This window comes from Bradyrhizobium sp. NBAIM03 (genome assembly GCF_020194055.1).
In the GTDB taxonomy this organism is placed as follows: Bacteria; Pseudomonadota; Alphaproteobacteria; order Rhizobiales; family Xanthobacteraceae; genus Bradyrhizobium; species Bradyrhizobium yuanmingense.
The window spans coordinates 13,171-28,076 of sequence record NZ_JADYVS010000032.1 but is presented as its reverse complement, the minus strand read 5'-3'; the positions used below and the strand labels follow the sequence as shown (position 1 = coordinate 28,076).

Here is a 14,906-nt window from a genome sequence, read left to right as displayed (position 1 = left end):
CCTCCGTGTCGTCTTACTATTCTGCAGCCTGTTGTGACGATCGTGCGGCGGGCAGCTTCTGCACCAGTGCGGTCAGCTCCGCCATCTCCTGCTCGGTGAGATCAGTCAGCGGCGGACGGACCGGGCCGGAATCCCGGCCGATCACCTTCATGCCGGCCTTGATGATCGAGACCGCGTAACCCTTCTTGCGATTGCGGATCGCGATCAGCGGCAGGATGAAATCCTTCAGGCCGGCCTGGATCGTGGCGTGGTCGCGCTTGCGCACCGCGGCGTAGAAGTTGGTGGCGAATTCCGGCACGAAGTTGAACACGGCCGAGGAATAGGTCGTCACGCCCATGTCGAGATAGGGCAGCGCGAAGGTCTCGGCGGTCGGCAGGCCGCCGACATAGGTGAGACGATCGCCGAGCTTGGTGTAGACGCGGGTCATCAGCTCGATGTCGCCGATGCCGTCCTTGTAGCCGACGAGGTTGGGGCAGCGCTCGGCAAGGCGCGCGAGCGTGTCGGGCTGCAGGATCGCGTTGTCACGGTTATAGACGATGACGCCGATCTTCACGGCGGCGCAGACCGCCTCGACGTGGGCGGCAAGGCCTTCCTGCTCGGAATGGGTGAGATAGGGCGGCAGCAGCAGGAGGCCGTCGGCGCCGGCCTTTTCCGCACCGATCGCGATCTCGCGGGCGATCGCGGTGCCGTAGCCGGTGCCGGCGAGCACGGGCACGCGGCCCTTGGTCTCGTCGACGGCGACCTTCACGACCTGCGGAACTTCTGATGGCGTCAGCGAGAAGAACTCGCCGGTGCCGCCCGCGGCGAACAGGCCTGCGACGTCATAACCGCACAGCCAGTCCATGTTGGCGCGATAGGTCGCCTCGTCGAAGGAGTAGTCCGCCCTGAACGGCGTGACGGGGAAGGACAGGAGGCCCGATCCGATCTTCTGGGCCATTTCCTGCGGGGTCATCTTGCTCATGGGCGCTCCCTTCTCGTGTTGCGGAGGACGCAAGCAGAGGCCGCACGTCCATGCGCCGTGGTTTAGGAGACCGTTCGATGCGCGTCCAAGCCAAAGCCTATATCGACCGATGCGGATTGAGCATCAATCCTCCGCCACCTCCGCGGAGGACAATTCGCCGGCGATCTTGACGAGCGCCGACAGCAGCGGGTTCTCGTCCTCGCGCCGCCACACCATGAACAGCTCGACCGGAACGCGCGTGCGCAGCTTCAGCGGACGCAGGCGGACGTCGGAGATCTTCAGGCTCGCCGCTGCCGCCGGTACGATGGCGAGGCCGAGGCCGGCGCGCACCATCGCGAGGATCGAGTGGATCTGGCTGAGATGCTGGACGTAGCGCGGCAGCACGTCGGCGCGGGTGAACAGCGCCACCAGGAGATCGTGGAAGTAGCGGCTCTCATAGGGCGAGTACATCACGAAGGGCTGGTCGTCGAAATCCTTGATGGTGATGCCGTCGGCATTCGCCAGCGGATGCTTCTTCGGGATCGCCGCGAGCAGCGGCTCGGCGACGACGCGGCGGCTGGCAAGCTCGGGCCGCGCGATCGGCGGCCGCAGCAGGCCGGCATCGATCTGGCCAGAAGTCAGAGCCTCGAACTGATCGCCCGATACCATCTCCTTCAGAGAGAAATCGACCTCCGGCAGCTTGGCGCGGCAGGCGGCGATGAGTTCGGGCAGGAATCCATAGGCCGCGGCCGCGGTGAAGCCGACCTTCAGCGAGCCGGTCTTGCCGAGCGCGATGCGGCGGGCCACCTGCGAAGCGCTTTCGGCAAGCTTGAGGATGCGTCGCGCCTCCGGCAGGAAGCTGCGCCCGGCCGGGGTGAGGCGCACCGAGCGGCTGGTGCGCTCCAAGAGCGGCGCGTCGATGATGTGCTCGAGCACCTGGATCTGCCGGGACAGCGGCGGCTGCGTCATGTTGAGCCGCACGGCGGCGCGGCCGAAGTGCAATTCCTCCGCCACCGTGACGAAACAGCGGAGCTGGTTGAGGTCGAACATCGATACATGCCTTAGATGAATAAGGCGTTTCCCCGGCACTTCTAGCATCGATCACCCCCAAAACAAAGACGGCGGCCTTGTGGGCCGCCGTTGAGTTGCCTGGTCAAGCTCCCATGGGAGCCCTCAGGAGGAACAGGCTGACGCGAGACCGCCTCACGTCCGCTGCGGACGCCACTGCGCTCATCACGCGTCACTCTTAGGCCTCGGCCGTTTGCCCGACACGAGTCCTAGAGGTGCGCGCGGCGAAGTGTCCAAGTTCAAGGCAGTATCGATCGATGCTGTTTTTGGATCGATGGAACGGCGAAGTGGGGGATGATCGGTGTTGGGAGACCCTATCAAACCACCGCTGTCATTCCCCGCGAAGGCGGGGAATCCAGTACGCAGCGGCGTCTCGATTCAATCACTGCTGTCACGGAGTACTGGATCGCCCGGTCAAGCCGGGCGATGACAGTGAGTGTGTGGAGACAGCACGCTATTGCTGCGCGCTGGGCAGCAGCTGCGGCAATAGTCCGCGCGTCACGTTCGGCGGCACGGCGTCGAGTCCGAGCACGGCGCTCGCCGCCGGCAGCGCCGCGTCGGCCATCGCGGCATGGCCCTCGGCGCTCGGATGCACCGCGCCGCCATAGACGGCGGAGAGCACGCCCCAGGCCGCATCGTGGATGTCGGTCGGCTGGCTCGCCGCCGGCAGGCCCTGCGGATAGGTCATCGCGGCGAAATAGCTGTCATTGGCGTCGCGGATCCAGCGCGCGCGGGGCAGGTAGGCGCGGTACTCCGAGGCGCCGCGGCCGCACAGCATCGGCTGGCTCGCCGCGCTGACGATGTCGGGATCGAAGCTCTGGCCGTTCGCGGCAAAGCAGCTGCGGTCGAATTCGGGATCGTTGCCGGAACGGGCGCAGAAGCCGTGCTCGGCGAACGCGGCCTGGTGCGCATCGACGAAGGTCATGCGGTCGGCTTCGGGATCGCGGCACAGCGCACCGCGGGTGCAGGTGGCGAGCCCCTTCAGCTGCGGCAGGAATTCGCTGTCGACGAAGGCGGAGACGCGGGAAAGGCGCTGCGGATCGGCATTGAAGGACGGGTGGATGTCGAAGCCGGCCCGGCCGCCGCGGCAGGGCGCGCCGCCGTCGGCGAGCGCAGGATTGGCATAGGAGACATAGACCACGTGCGAGAGGTCGCCGCCGACCAGCGGTTTCAGCGCCTCGCGCAGCTTGACGAAATTCTGCGGCAGCTCGCGCTGGAGCGCATCGCGGGAATCGTCGACGCTCGCCAATACGCCGGAGCGGCGGAACAGCGCGCGCTCGGTCGCGGTTTCGACGATGACGTCGGCAACGAGACCGGAGAAATAGACGTCGTTGGCGCCGACCGAGAGCAGCACGAGATCGAGCGTGCGATCGGGCTGGCGCTTCTTCGCCGCGGTGACGGCTTCCCGCAGCTCGGCGACTTGCGCGTTCACGCTGGTGTTGCAGACGCCGGTCTTGCCGGGCGGGCATTCGCGAGCGCGCTGCGAGCCGAGCAGCCCGTCGCCGATGCTCGCGCCGGTGCAGGCGAGCGGCAGGAAGGTCACGGCGATGTGGGTGTAGCGCACCGCGAGCGCCAGCGCGGTGCGCGCCTGATAGCTGTAGAGCGATCGATGGCACGGCGCATTGAACCAGAGCGCGCTGTAGCGCTGCCAGTTGGCGAGCGTATCCGGCGCCTCGCAGGCGCGGCCGCCCTTGAAGCCGTGGCGGCTCGGCCGGTAGTACTGCGCGCCGGCGGTGCCGAGATAGGAGCGGAAGCAGAATCCTTCGTCCGACAGCGCCAGCGGCCGGTCCGGATTGCCTTCGCCGGAGGCGATGCTGTCGCCGAGACCTGCGATGAAGATGTCGCGGACCTGAATCTCGGTCTGGACCCGCTGGGTCGGATCGGAGCCGGCCGAGACATCGACGGTCGCAACCGTCGGCTTGCCGTAGCGGACGCGCAAATTGATCGGCTCGGCGCAGTCGAAGGTCGAGCTCTGCGGCCCGTCGCCGTCATCGAACGACCAGGCGCAGGTGGCGCCGACCGGCACCGCGCCGGTCAGGCGCACCGTCACGGGATGGTCGATCGGCGTGATGTAGTTCTCTTTGACGTTGTCGCGGGTGCAGGGCTGGTTGACCCGGCCCTGCAGGTCGATGCAGAGCCGGTTGACCATGTTGCGGGCCCAGCCGCGGCCCTCGCTCTGGAGCTCGAGGGACTGTTCGGCGGCTAGAATGCTGCGGTTGCGCTCGTTCTCGACATGGAGCAGGAAGTCGCGCTCCTCGCGGAAGAGCCGGAAGCGGTTACGCACCTCCCAGCTGATCTGCATGGTGCCGGCGTCCTGCGCGGCGGCGCGCTCGGGCAAAGCAAGGATGCCGGCAAGCAACACGGCGCCGGCCGAGAGGGTGCGAAGGAATACGGAAATCATGGCCCGCGTCTTCAACGGCAAAGTTGAGGCGGAAATAAGAGAGGATTGTGCCGCGGCCTGCAACCCTTGCCCGACGATTGCGGAGGTGGCGTCGGCGGCTCAGCGCTTGCTGGCCCGCCGTAGCAGCCGTTCGCGCTCCATCGGCGTCACCTCCTTGGGCAGGTTGGCCTGCGCGCAGGCTTCCGCCAGCCGCCGCCGCTCCTGCCACGGCGCGACCACATTCGTCCAAAGCTCGCGCGTGCCCATGATGGAGATGGCAAGGCCGAACGGGATCACGAAATAGAGAATACGGAACACCAGCAGCGTGGCCAGAAGCTCCTCGCGGCCGAACTGGGGCAGCGCCACGAGCATGGCGGCATCGAACACGCCGATCGAGCCCGGCGCGTGGCTGGCAAAGCCGATCAGGGTCGCCAGGATGAACACGACCGCGAGCGACATGAAGTCGATCGGCGGGTTGACCGGCATCAAGAGGTACATTGCCGTGGCGCAGAAGCCGAGATCAACGACGCCGATCAGGATCTGCACCAAGGTCAGCGGCGCCGAGGGCAGCACCACCTTCCAGCCCTTCTGGCCGAGCTCACGGCGCTTCTCGCCCATGCAGAGCCAGACCAGATACGCGCCGATCGATGCGAGACCGCCGAGAGCGATCAACCGGTTGAGCGAGGAGGGCAGCTGATCCATCGAGGAGGCCGCGTCCGGATGGATGGCCATGCCGATCGAGAGCACGAAGATGTTACCGAGCCAGAAGGTCAGGCCGGACAGGAAGCAGATCTTCGCGACGTCGATCGCGTTCAGTCCGTAGTCCGAATAGATCCGGAAACGGATCGCGCCGCCGGTGAAGACCGTGGCGCCGATGTTGTGCCCGATCGAATAGGACGTGAAGCTGGACAGCGCCGCGATGCGATAGGGCACGTGCTTCTTGCCGATCGTTCGCAGCGCAAAATAGTCGTAGAAGGTCAGCGTACAGAACGCGAAGAAGACGCAGATCGCCGCCAGCCCGATGTTGCCGCGGGGAATCTCCGTCAACGCGGTCAGGATGACCCCGGTATCGATGCCCTTGAGCGTCCGCACCAGCGTGGTGATCGCAAACGCGATGATGAAGATGCTCGCGGCGACGCCGAGCCGTCGCCAGCCGATCCATCTATTGAAGCCGCGTTTCAACGCGGGCAGCAGTCCGTGCATTCATCCTCCCGGCGGGGGGCAAGACCGACCGGGCCAGACATTGGCCGGTCGGGTGCGATCACGGCCAAAAGGCAGGCATCGATCGCTAGGCATGATCCAGCTCATTTAAGGCAAAATCAGCGGCTTGTGCAGCCCTTGACAACAATAGGTTCTGCGTTCGGCGGGCAACTTTGTCATACGCGGTTCATATCGGCGGCGCGTTAAGCATATGAGTCGCGAAACCAGGCTCCATCCGCGCGCTCACCGTGCCGATACGATCTCAGATCCCGGCGCCGTCCGCATTGTTCCAACGCAGAGCCGTATCGGCGTTTTTGGAACGTCGATGCCGCGTGGTCGTTAGCCTCCATCAGCAATCGAACATGGCGGAATACGCGGCTTTTTCGTGCAAGCCGGCGCCTCCGTGTTCCCAAGACCCGAGAGGATCGGAACGATGGGACTGTTCACAAAAGACATCAAGACCATGAACGACCTGTTCGTACATCAGCTCCAGGACATCTATTACGCCGAGCAGCAGCTCACCAAGGCGCTGCCGAAGATGGCGACCAAGGCCACTGATCCGCAGCTGAAACAGGGCTTTTTGACGCACCTCGAGGAAACCAAGCAGCACGTTGCGCGGCTCGAGGAGGTCTTCAAGATGCACGGCGTCCCCGTGAAGGCGGTCGACTGCCCGGCGATCGATGGCATCATCGAGGAAGCCGACGAGACCGCCGGCGAAGTCGCCGACAAGGCGGTGCTCGACGCGGCCCTGATCAATGCGGCGCAGGCCGCGGAGCATTACGAGATCGTCCGCTACGGCAGCCTGATCGCCTGGGCCAAGCAGCTCGGCCGCAACGATTGTGCGGCGGTGCTCGCCAAGACGCTCGAGGAGGAGAAGGCGACCGACCAGAAGCTGACGACACTCGCCGAGAGCAAGGTGAATCTGCGCGCGGCGAGCTGAGTAGAGGAAACTACGAGCGCCGCGCGACGGTCCGCGCGGCGCTTGTGCTTGTTCGCTTCCCGCTGCCGTGGTGCTGCTTCGGTGCGCCGTCGCGAGGATCAGCAATGTGAGCGAACTCGCTCATCTTCCATTCACCACTTCCGGAGCAGGTTTGTAGCCGGTTACCGATCGTCCACCACTGTCGGCTCAAGTGCGGGTCGATAGGGGCCGGCAATGTATCAAGTTCTCTACTGTCTCACCGACGAGCATGACTGGCGACTGGTGGCCCTTGGGGGCGCGGTGTGCCTGCTCGCCAGCGCCGCGGCGATCAGCCTGTTTCAGCGCGCACGCGCGACGCACGGAGCCGGGCGCCTGGCCTGGATCGCCCTGGATGCGGCCGTGAGCGGATGCGGCATCTGGGCGACGCATTTCATCGCGATGCTGGCCTACGGCCCGGGAAGCGCCGGCGCCTACAACATCCCGGTGACAATTCTGTCGCTGATGCTTGCGATCTCCTTGACCTTCGTGGGCCTGAGCATCGCCGTGGCGTCCTCGCGCCCGGTGTGGATCGTCGTCGGCGGCGCCATCGTCGGCCTGGGTGTCGCGGCGATGCATTACACCGGCATGGCGGCGCTGGAGATGCCGGCACGGCTGGATTGGATCGGGAGCACGGTTGCCGCCTCGGTGCTGTTCGGAATCGTCTTCGCAGCGCTCGCGCTGTTCGTCGCCGCGCGAGGTGACGGCATTCGGCATGCGCTGAGCGCGACTGCTCTGTTGACGCTCGCGATCGTTGCCCATCATTTCACCGCGATGGGCGCGGTGCTGCTGACGCCGGACCCGACGATCGCGATCAGCGGGCTCTCGGTCCCGCCGGCCTCGCTTTCGTTCCTGACTGCCGGCGCCGCCGTCGCGATCATCGCGATTGCGCTCGTGGCCGCGCTGCTCGACCGCCGCGCCAAGGGCGAACTGGGCCGCCAGCAGATCGTGCTCGACAGCGCGCTGGAGAACATGTCGCAGGGGCTGTGCATGTTCGACGCGGAAGGCAAGATCATCCTGTTCAACGAGCGCTATGCCGCGATGCTCCGTCGAACCGACGTGCCGCTCGCCGGCCGCTTGCTGGTCGACGTGCTCAGGGAAGAGCAGGCCAAGGGCCAATGGCAGGGCGACGCCGATGAATTCTTCGCCCGCCTCGTCGCCGACGCGCGCGAGGGCCGCACCACGACCGACGTCGTCAACCGGTTCGGCCGCTCCATCCGGGTCGTCAACCAGCCGATGCAGGGCGGCGGCTGGGTCGCGACCTTCGAGGACATCACCGAATGGCTGGAGGCGCAGGCCAAGATCTCGCACATGGCGCGACATGACGCGCTGACCAGCCTGCCGAACCGGGTGCTGTTCCACGAACAGCTCGAGCAGGGGCTGCGCCAGACCAAGTCGGGCGACCAGCTCGCTGTGCTTTGCCTCGATCTCGATCACTTCAAGGACATCAACGACTCGCTCGGCCATCCCATCGGCGATGCGCTGCTCAAGGAAGTCGGCCGCCGGCTCGAGGCCACCGTCGGCGAACAGGACACCGTGGCGCGGCTCGGCGGCGACGAGTTCGCGGTGGTCCAGATCGGACGCTCCGAGGAGATCGCCGCGCGATCGCTTGCCGGACGCCTCGTCGAGGTGATCTCGGCGCCTTACCAGATCGACGACCATCAGATCGTGATCGGCGTCTCGATCGGCATCTCGCTGTCGCCGCAGGACGGCAGCAATCCGGACGAGCTGCTCAAGAACGCGGACCTTGCGCTCTACCGCGCCAAGGCGGATGGCCGCGGCACCTACCGCTTCTTCGAGACCGGCATGGATGCGCGTGCGCAGGCGCGGCGCCTTCTGGAAATGGATCTGCGCGCGGCGCTGCAACGCGACGAGTTTGAGGTCTATTACCAGCCGATCCGCGAGGTCGCCAGCGGTCGCGTCGTCGCCTTCGAGGCGCTGCTGCGCTGGAACCATCCGCAACGCGGGCTGATCGCGCCGATCAGCTTCATCCCGCTGGCCGAGGAGACCGGGCTCATCGTTCAGCTTGGTGAGTTCGTGCTGCGCTCCGCCTGTGCCGACGCGGCCACCTGGCCCGACGATGTCGACGTCGCCGTCAATTTGTCGCCGGTGCAGTTCAAGAGCCCGAACCTGATCGCGGCGGTGACAGAGGCGTTGGCCATATCGGGACTCGGTGCGCGCCGTCTCGAGCTCGAGATCACCGAATCCGTCCTGCTCCAGAACAGCGAGGCGACGCTGACGACCTTGCACGAGCTGCGTGCCATGGGCGTGCGGATCTCGCTCGACGATTTCGGCACCGGCTATTCGTCGCTGAGTTATCTGCGCAGCTTCCCGTTCGACAAGATCAAGATCGACCGCTCCTTCGTGTCGGAGCTGGCGACGCGCGAGGATTCCATGGCGATCATTCGCGCCGTGACCGGCCTCGGCCGCAGCCTCGGCATCGTCACCACGGCAGAGGGCGTCGAGAACGACGCGCAGCTCGAGCTGCTCCGGCGCGAGGGCTGCACCCAGGCGCAAGGCTATCTGTTCAGCAAGCCGCGGCCCGCCTCGGATGTCGCGATCATGTTGGAACGGCCGCGGCTGCGCGCGTCGGCTTGAGAGGTCAGCTTCGGCGCAGCGCGAAATGCGCGCCGCAGAACGCCATCACGGCGCCGAGACACAGGGCGGCAAGCCCGGCGAGCACGCCCGAGACGGTCGGGATCGGGCTCGGCGCCGACGCCGCCTGACCCGCTCCCGCAAGCAGCAGCACGCCGACCGCGATCAGGAATTGCCGCATCCGCTGCGGGATCTGTCCGGAGACGGCGCTCTGCATCAGGCTCGCCGTGAAATAGCCGCCGGAGAAGCCGACGGTGGCGATCAGCCACCAGGCGATGGCGGCGCCCGCCGGAATGAACTCATGCGTGTCGGAGCGCCAGAGGCGGCCGAGATCGAGACCGTAGCGCGCGCCCAGCATGTGCACCGCGAGCGCCAGCAACACACCGGAGATCATCGCGGCGCCGAGAATCAGGCGGCGCGGAAAAAAGGTCGTCTCAGCCATGTCTCGCTTGTAGGATGACCGGGGGCGATCGCGCAAGCCGATCGCCCAAGCGATCGCCCATGGGTTCGTTGACGACATGCCGGGAGCGGAAGCGGGTTCGACCACGAGCTATGCCTACAAGGCCTCGCTGATCGGCTCGGCGCATCGCTTCGAGTTGACGGAGCAGGGGCTGTCCTGGCACATCGCCGGCCGCTCCGGCCTGTGGCGCTATGACGAGATCTCGGCGATCCGGCTGTCGTTCCGTCCGGTGTCGATGCAGCAGCACCGCTTCCGCGCCGATATCAGCCGCACTGGCGGCGGCCGCATCGCGATCCTGTCGACGAGCTGGCAGACCGCGGCGCTGATGGCGCCGCAGGACAACGGTTTTCGCGATTTCCTGATCGAGCTGCATGCGCGGATGGCCAAAGCCGGCAGCCGCGCCGAATTGACCGCGGGCCTCGGCCGCAAAACCTATGCGGCGGTGCTGGTGTTCCTGGCCGTGCTCGCTGTGGCAATGGCGGGGCTGTTGATCCGCGCGCTTCTGACCGGCGAGCTCGCGGGCGTGCTGTTCATCCTCGGCTTCGCCGCGCTGTTCGCCTGGCAGGTCGGCGGCTTCGTGCGGCGCAACCGGCCGCAGAGCTACAGTTTCGATCGCGTGCCGAAGGCCCTGCTGCCCTAAAGCGTTTGCGAGCGAAGTGAGGTCCGGTTCGCGTGAAGAAAACGGGTCAAATGAGAGCCCTACTCCGTCGAGTCGAAATCGTCCTCCTTGGTGCCGAGCAGCGAGGCGATGGTGCGCAGGCCGGAATCGAGCTGCTCGGGCGAGGGCGGGGCCAGCGCGAGCCGCACCGCATTCGGCGCATGACCGTGCGCGATCGCAAAGGTCGAGGACGGCGTCAGCGCGATGCCGCGCCTTGCTGCTGCGGCGACGAAGGTCTGCGAGCGCCAGTGCGGTGGCAGCGTCAGCCAGAGATGATACGAGCGCGGATCGGCGGCGAGCTGGTAGCCGGAAAGCAGCCGTGCGGCGGTCTGCTGTCGGCGCGCGGCATCGATGCGTTTCAGCCGGGTCAGCTCGGCGACGGTGCCGTCGGCCATCAGCCGCTGCCCGGCCGCGAGCGCATGGCCGGAGGCGATCCAGCCGCCGGTCCGCACCGCGCTCATCACACTCTCGCGCAAGTGAGGCGGCGCGACGAGGATGCCGAGCGCGAGCCCCGGCGCGACCTTCTTGGACAGGCTGTCGAGCACGATGCAGCGGTCGGGCCCGAGCGCCGCCAGTGGCGTGTCGTCGGCGAGGAAGCCGTAGACGGCGTCCTCGATGATGGTGAGATCGAGCTTCTCGGCGACGCGCATGATGTCGGCGCGCCGCGTCGCGTTCATGGTGACGCCGAGCGGGTTCTGGATGATGGGCTGCAGATACAGCGCCGACAGATGCGCCTCGCGATGGGCCTTCTGGATGGCGTCGGGCCGCGCGCCGAACTCGTCCATGGGGATCGGGACCAGCGTCACACCGAGCCGCGCGGCGATGCTCTTGACGTAGGGATAGGTCAGCGCCTCGACGCCGCAGCGGCCGCCGGTGGGCACCAGCGCGGCAAGCGCGGCCGCGAGCGATTGCTTGCCGTTGGCGGTGAAGAAGATCTGCTCGGGCTGCGGCGAAAAATCCTTGCGTGCGAGATAGGCAGCGGCGGCAACGCGGGCGCTCTTGGTGCCGGTGCTGGTCGAAACGCGCAGCGCGGATTCCAGCGCGTCGATGCGCTCGAGCCCCGCGAGGCTCTTGGCGATCATCGCCCATTGCTGCGGCAATAGCGGGTAATTGACCTCGAGATTGATGCGCGCGTCGGCCGGCTCGCGCATGGTCTCGACTTCACGCCTGACGTCGCCGGAGATGAACGTGCCGCGCCCGACCTCGCCGACCACGAGGCCGCGGCGGAGCAATTCCGTATAAACCCGGCTCGCGGTCGAGACCGCGATGCCGCGGTCATAGGCAAAATTGCGCTGCGGCGGCAGCCGGTCGCCGGGCCTTAACGTGCCGTTAGTGATATCGGCCGCAATGGCATCGGCGAGCTTCACGTACTCGAACTTGGACATATTGCACCGAGAGCAATGTTTTGCTTGCTCCGAGGAGTGTACTGGAGCATTTAAGTTCCATCAAGTTCCGCGATTGCGCCGAGGAGAGCGAGAGCAATCCGACGGCAAATGAGGTGCAGGCGCCCGCAAGCGTCCGCGCCAACGGCACCTGCTTCGCCGCGCGGGACGTTAGGCCGGAGAAGAAGAATGACCACGATCTCGCAAACTGCCGGGCGGACTTTACGCCCATCCTCATCGGGCGGATTTTTCAGTGCCCTAGCCCTGCGCCTCACCGCGCTGTTCGACCGCCTGGAGCGCCGCTCCGCCGTCAAGACCCTGAACGAGCTCGACGACCGCGCCCTGCGCGACATCGGCATCACACGCAGCCAGATCGAGGATGCCGTGTACGGGCAGTTCAAGACCGAGCTGTCGCGGTATCTGTGATACTCGCCTGTCCCGGACGCGCTGCAGCGGGAAACGCTGCTGCGCAGAGCCGGGACCCAGCGGATCGCACTCGCTGACGCATGGGCCCCGGCTCTGCAGCGCATCACTTCGTGCTGCGCAGCGTCCGGGGCACGGAAGCGCGAGTGTGGCACGCAGCTGCCTCTACGTCATTGCGAGCGCAGCGAAGCAATCCAGGCTGTTGCCGCGGAAAGACTCTGGATTGCTTCGCTTCGCTCGCAATGACGGAGTCTGCTGCCCTTCAATGCCTCACCACCAGCACCGAGCACTTGGCGTAGCGCACGACGTGGCCGGCGTTGGAGCCGAGGAAATAGGTGCGCATCGCCGGGCGATGCGAGGTCATCACGATCAAGTCGGCCTTTATGTGCGCGGCTTCCTCCAGGATCTCGTGATAGATGCCGCCCTGGCGCACCACGCTGGAGATGCGGGACGGCTCGATGCCGGATTCGCGCGCGACGATGGCAAGCGCCTCTTCCGAGGTCTGGCGCTGCTGCTCGTCGAAATCGGCCGGGACGTACTCGGCCAGCATCACCGGCGTCATCGGCAGCACGTTGAGCAGGCGCACGGTGCCGCTCCAGGTCTGCGACAAAGTCGCCGCGGTCGCGATCGCCGGCTTGGCGAGATCGGTGTCGGCGAGGTCGATGGGCACGAGGATGGACTTGAACATCTGCGCCTCCCTGTGAACCAGGCTGAACCAACCGGTCGAGACGGCGCCCGCGCGTCTAGCCCGATCGAAGCAGCTTGGGGCTGACGAACAGCACCAGCTTGCCGCGGCGGTAGGCCACGTCATCCCAATCCTTGACGTCAAAGTCGAAGATCGCAAGCCCCGCTGTGGGCAGGTTGTCGCCGAGGGTCTTGGCGCCATCGGGATCGCCGCCGCCGATCAGCATGAGCGCGACCTCGTGCATGCCGGGATTGTGGCCGATCAGCAGCAGCCGCTTCGGATCGGCCGGGGCGGTTGCGGTGCGAATGGTGTCCAGGATCTGCGCGGGATCGGCGCCATAGAGTTCCGGCAGGACCTCGACCTGCGGCGCCGGGACGCGGTCCTTCATCGCCTCCCAGGCGATGTCCCAGGTCTGACGGGCCCGCACGGCGTGGGAGACCAATACGGTATCGGGGAAGGGCGGATGGGCCGCGATCCAGTCTCCCATCCGCGCGGCATCCTTGTGGCCGCGGTCGTCGAGCCGGCGGTCCTGGTCACGGCCGCTCGGTGCGTCGGTCTCGGTCTTGGCGTGACGCAGCAGCATCAAACGGCGCATGGCATTCTCGAATCGTTCCACGTCCAGGATAATCTACAGGCGCCGGTTGAGGACAAGGTGACAAGGGCCCGCACAGTCCTCTAAGAAAACTGCATGAGCGAGACTTTCACAAGCGTGTCCCAGGAAGAAGCCGGCTTTCGCGACCGCGTGCGGCTGTCGTTCGATCTCGATGCCGACATTTGTGTGATCGGGGCGGGCCTGGCCGGGCTTACCGTGGCGCTGGAGGCGGCCCGGCTCGGGGCCAGCGTCGCGGTGCTCGAGGGCCGGCATATCGGCTGGAACGCCTCCGGCAACCAGCTCGGCACCGTGATGCCGGGCTTTGCGCTGCCGCTCACGGACCTGATCGAGCGCATCGGCTTGGAGGACGCCCGCGAATTGTGGACCCTGTCGAAGCAGGGCGCCGAGTTCGTCCGGGCCAACGCCAGCGAAGAGAGTACGCCGGGGATGGGCCTCAGCGACGGCGTGCTGGAGGTCTCCAACGTCGATGCAGGCGACCGGCTGATCAGCCGGCTGCAGATGCTGAACGAGGACTTCGACACCGAGGTCGAGGGCTGGCAGGTCGATCGCGTGCGCGAGGCGCTCAAGACCGATCGTTACTTCCACGGGGTGTATTATCCTAGAGCGTTCCAGGTCGACGGCCGGAAATACGTCCACGGCCTTGCGGCGCTGGCGCGCCGGGCAGGCGCCCGCATCTTCGAGGACACGCCGGTCGTCAGCATCGATCATTCCGGCATCCGCAAGCGCATCGTCACGCCCTCGGCGCGGCTGCGGGCGAGCCACATCGTGCTCGCCGGCAACATTCATCTCGGCGCCCCCTCCAAGCGCCTGTCGGAGACGTTGCTGCCGGTCTGGCGCTATGCCGGCGTGACCGCGCCGCTCGGCGAGCGCCTGCACGAGATCATCGCCTTCAAGGGATCGGTGATGGATTCCGACGGTGTCGATCATTTCCGGCTTGTCGACGGCGACCGGCTGATGTGGGAGAGCCCGGAGACCACCTGGGCCGCGCGTCCGCAGCGCTTCGCCGGCGCCATCAAGCGGCGGATCCGGACGATCTTTCCCGAGCTCGGCAATGTCGAGATCACCGACATCTTCGGCGGCGCCACCGGCCAGACCGTGCACGGCATGCCGCAGATCGGCCAGCTGCGCAAAGGCTTGTGGGTGGCGAGCGGGTTCGGTCGCCAGGGCATGAACACCTCCGCCATGGCCGGACAGATGATCGCGCGCAGCATTTTGCGGGGCGATGAGCGCTGGAAGCTGTTCTCGCCGTTCGAACTGGTCTGGGCGGGCGGCGCCACGGGGCGCGTCGCCGGCCAGCTGGTCGGGATCTGGGGCAGGGCGAGCTCCGCCGCCGCAGGTGCGCTCGCCCGCTATCGCGAGCGCGCGAGGGTCAAGGACAGGCAACGCGAGGCCCGCCTCGCCGAAGCCAACCGCGCCGCCGGCACCGGTCCGCGCCGAGCGCCGCCCGGCGTGCGACCCCGACCGGCGCCACCGCCGAAAGCCGCGGTCGGCGCTGCGGAACCGGTCGTGCACGAGGACCGCGTCTCGCAATAAGTTGAGCGAAATTC

Annotated in this window: 13 protein-coding genes; 5 read left to right on the top strand and 8 right to left on the bottom strand. The window is 66.6% G+C overall.

The annotated features are described in order from the left end of the window. Positions 1 to 16 precede the first annotated feature (16 nt). From kdgD to I6F21_RS32555, 4 genes are all read right to left on the bottom strand, one after another. Positions 17 to 961, bottom strand: a complete 945-nt coding sequence (gene kdgD, locus I6F21_RS32570; protein WP_036030198.1) for a 5-dehydro-4-deoxyglucarate dehydratase — start codon at positions 959 to 961, stop codon at positions 17 to 19. A 123-nt stretch (positions 962 to 1,084) separates the two neighbouring features. Then, a complete protein-coding gene (locus I6F21_RS32565; protein ID WP_036015611.1) occupies positions 1,085 to 1,990 on the bottom strand; it encodes a LysR substrate-binding domain-containing protein in 906 nt (301 codons plus the stop codon). Between the two features lie 472 nt (positions 1,991 to 2,462). Continuing rightward, positions 2,463 to 4,409, bottom strand: a complete 1,947-nt coding sequence (locus tag I6F21_RS32560; RefSeq protein WP_225142583.1) for a hypothetical protein — start codon at positions 4,407 to 4,409, stop codon at positions 2,463 to 2,465. A gap of 99 nt (positions 4,410 to 4,508) precedes the next feature. After that, positions 4,509 to 5,591: a YbhN family protein gene (locus I6F21_RS32555; protein WP_225184031.1), complete on the bottom strand. Its 1,083-nt coding sequence runs from the start codon at positions 5,589 to 5,591 to the stop codon at positions 4,509 to 4,511. A 430-nt stretch (positions 5,592 to 6,021) separates the two neighbouring features. Between I6F21_RS32555 and I6F21_RS32550 the strand changes: the two genes are divergently transcribed. Together I6F21_RS32550 and I6F21_RS32545 are read left to right on the top strand one after the other, a co-directional pair. Then, a complete protein-coding gene (locus I6F21_RS32550) occupies positions 6,022 to 6,528 on the top strand; it encodes a ferritin-like domain-containing protein (RefSeq protein WP_036015620.1) in 507 nt (168 codons plus the stop codon). A 213-nt stretch (positions 6,529 to 6,741) separates the two neighbouring features. After that, complete coding sequence (locus I6F21_RS32545; protein ID WP_109143169.1) at positions 6,742 to 9,141, top strand: EAL domain-containing protein; 2,400 nt, start codon at positions 6,742 to 6,744, stop codon at positions 9,139 to 9,141. A 4-nt stretch (positions 9,142 to 9,145) separates the two neighbouring features. Here the strand turns inward: I6F21_RS32545 and I6F21_RS32540 are convergent, their stop codons facing one another. Beyond that, a complete protein-coding gene (locus tag I6F21_RS32540) occupies positions 9,146 to 9,580 on the bottom strand; it encodes a hypothetical protein (protein ID WP_036015623.1) in 435 nt (144 codons plus the stop codon). Between the two features lie 76 nt (positions 9,581 to 9,656). Here I6F21_RS32540 and I6F21_RS32535 point away from each other — a divergent pair, with 76 nt between their 5' ends. Further along, on the top strand, positions 9,657 to 10,238 hold the full coding sequence (locus tag I6F21_RS32535) for a hypothetical protein (protein WP_225144337.1): 582 nt from the start codon (positions 9,657 to 9,659) through the stop codon (positions 10,236 to 10,238). 59 nt (positions 10,239 to 10,297) lie between these two features. Here the strand turns inward: I6F21_RS32535 and I6F21_RS32530 are convergent, their stop codons facing one another. Continuing rightward, on the bottom strand, positions 10,298 to 11,641 hold the full coding sequence (locus I6F21_RS32530) for a PLP-dependent aminotransferase family protein (protein WP_128264451.1): 1,344 nt from the start codon (positions 11,639 to 11,641) through the stop codon (positions 10,298 to 10,300). A gap of 186 nt (positions 11,642 to 11,827) precedes the next feature. On the opposite strand from I6F21_RS32530, the gene I6F21_RS32525 reads away from it, so the two are divergent. Continuing rightward, positions 11,828 to 12,064 (top strand): DUF1127 domain-containing protein, encoded by a 237-nt coding sequence (locus I6F21_RS32525; RefSeq protein WP_036015631.1) that lies wholly within the window; start codon positions 11,828 to 11,830, stop codon positions 12,062 to 12,064. 259 nt (positions 12,065 to 12,323) lie between these two features. Here the strand turns inward: I6F21_RS32525 and I6F21_RS32520 are convergent, their stop codons facing one another. Together I6F21_RS32520 and I6F21_RS32515 are read right to left on the bottom strand one after the other, a co-directional pair. Continuing rightward, entirely contained in the window at positions 12,324 to 12,749 is a 426-nt protein-coding gene (locus I6F21_RS32520) for a universal stress protein (RefSeq protein WP_036030185.1), read from the bottom strand. Positions 12,750 to 12,804: 55 nt separating this feature from the next. Next, on the bottom strand, positions 12,805 to 13,341 hold the full coding sequence (locus tag I6F21_RS32515; protein WP_036015636.1) for a histidine phosphatase family protein: 537 nt from the start codon (positions 13,339 to 13,341) through the stop codon (positions 12,805 to 12,807). A gap of 93 nt (positions 13,342 to 13,434) precedes the next feature. On the opposite strand from I6F21_RS32515, the gene I6F21_RS32510 reads away from it, so the two are divergent. Continuing rightward, the gene (locus I6F21_RS32510) at positions 13,435 to 14,892 is read left to right on the top strand and encodes an FAD-binding oxidoreductase (protein WP_225184030.1); all 1,458 of its coding nucleotides are present in this window, start codon (positions 13,435 to 13,437) and stop codon (positions 14,890 to 14,892) included. Positions 14,893 to 14,906 lie beyond the last annotated feature (14 nt).

Coding starts and splice junctions, on each gene's coding strand:
- kdgD (WP_036030198.1), bottom strand. CDS start 961: ATGAGCAAGATGACCCCGCAGGAAATGGCCCAGAAGATCGGATCGGGC.
- I6F21_RS32565 (WP_036015611.1), bottom strand. CDS start 1,990: ATGTTCGACCTCAACCAGCTCCGCTGTTTCGTCACGGTGGCGGAGGAA.
- I6F21_RS32560 (WP_225142583.1), bottom strand. CDS start 4,409: ATGATTTCCGTATTCCTTCGCACCCTCTCGGCCGGCGCCGTGTTGCTT.
- I6F21_RS32555 (WP_225184031.1), bottom strand. CDS start 5,591: ATGCACGGACTGCTGCCCGCGTTGAAACGCGGCTTCAATAGATGGATC.
- I6F21_RS32550 (WP_036015620.1), top strand. CDS start 6,022: ATGGGACTGTTCACAAAAGACATCAAGACCATGAACGACCTGTTCGTA.
- I6F21_RS32545 (WP_109143169.1), top strand. CDS start 6,742: ATGTATCAAGTTCTCTACTGTCTCACCGACGAGCATGACTGGCGACTG.
- I6F21_RS32540 (WP_036015623.1), bottom strand. CDS start 9,580: ATGGCTGAGACGACCTTTTTTCCGCGCCGCCTGATTCTCGGCGCCGCG.
- I6F21_RS32535 (WP_225144337.1), top strand. CDS start 9,657: ATGCCGGGAGCGGAAGCGGGTTCGACCACGAGCTATGCCTACAAGGCC.
- I6F21_RS32530 (WP_128264451.1), bottom strand. CDS start 11,641: ATGTCCAAGTTCGAGTACGTGAAGCTCGCCGATGCCATTGCGGCCGAT.
- I6F21_RS32525 (WP_036015631.1), top strand. CDS start 11,828: ATGACCACGATCTCGCAAACTGCCGGGCGGACTTTACGCCCATCCTCA.
- I6F21_RS32520 (WP_036030185.1), bottom strand. CDS start 12,749: ATGTTCAAGTCCATCCTCGTGCCCATCGACCTCGCCGACACCGATCTC.
- I6F21_RS32515 (WP_036015636.1), bottom strand. CDS start 13,341: ATGCGCCGTTTGATGCTGCTGCGTCACGCCAAGACCGAGACCGACGCA.
- I6F21_RS32510 (WP_225184030.1), top strand. CDS start 13,435: ATGAGCGAGACTTTCACAAGCGTGTCCCAGGAAGAAGCCGGCTTTCGC.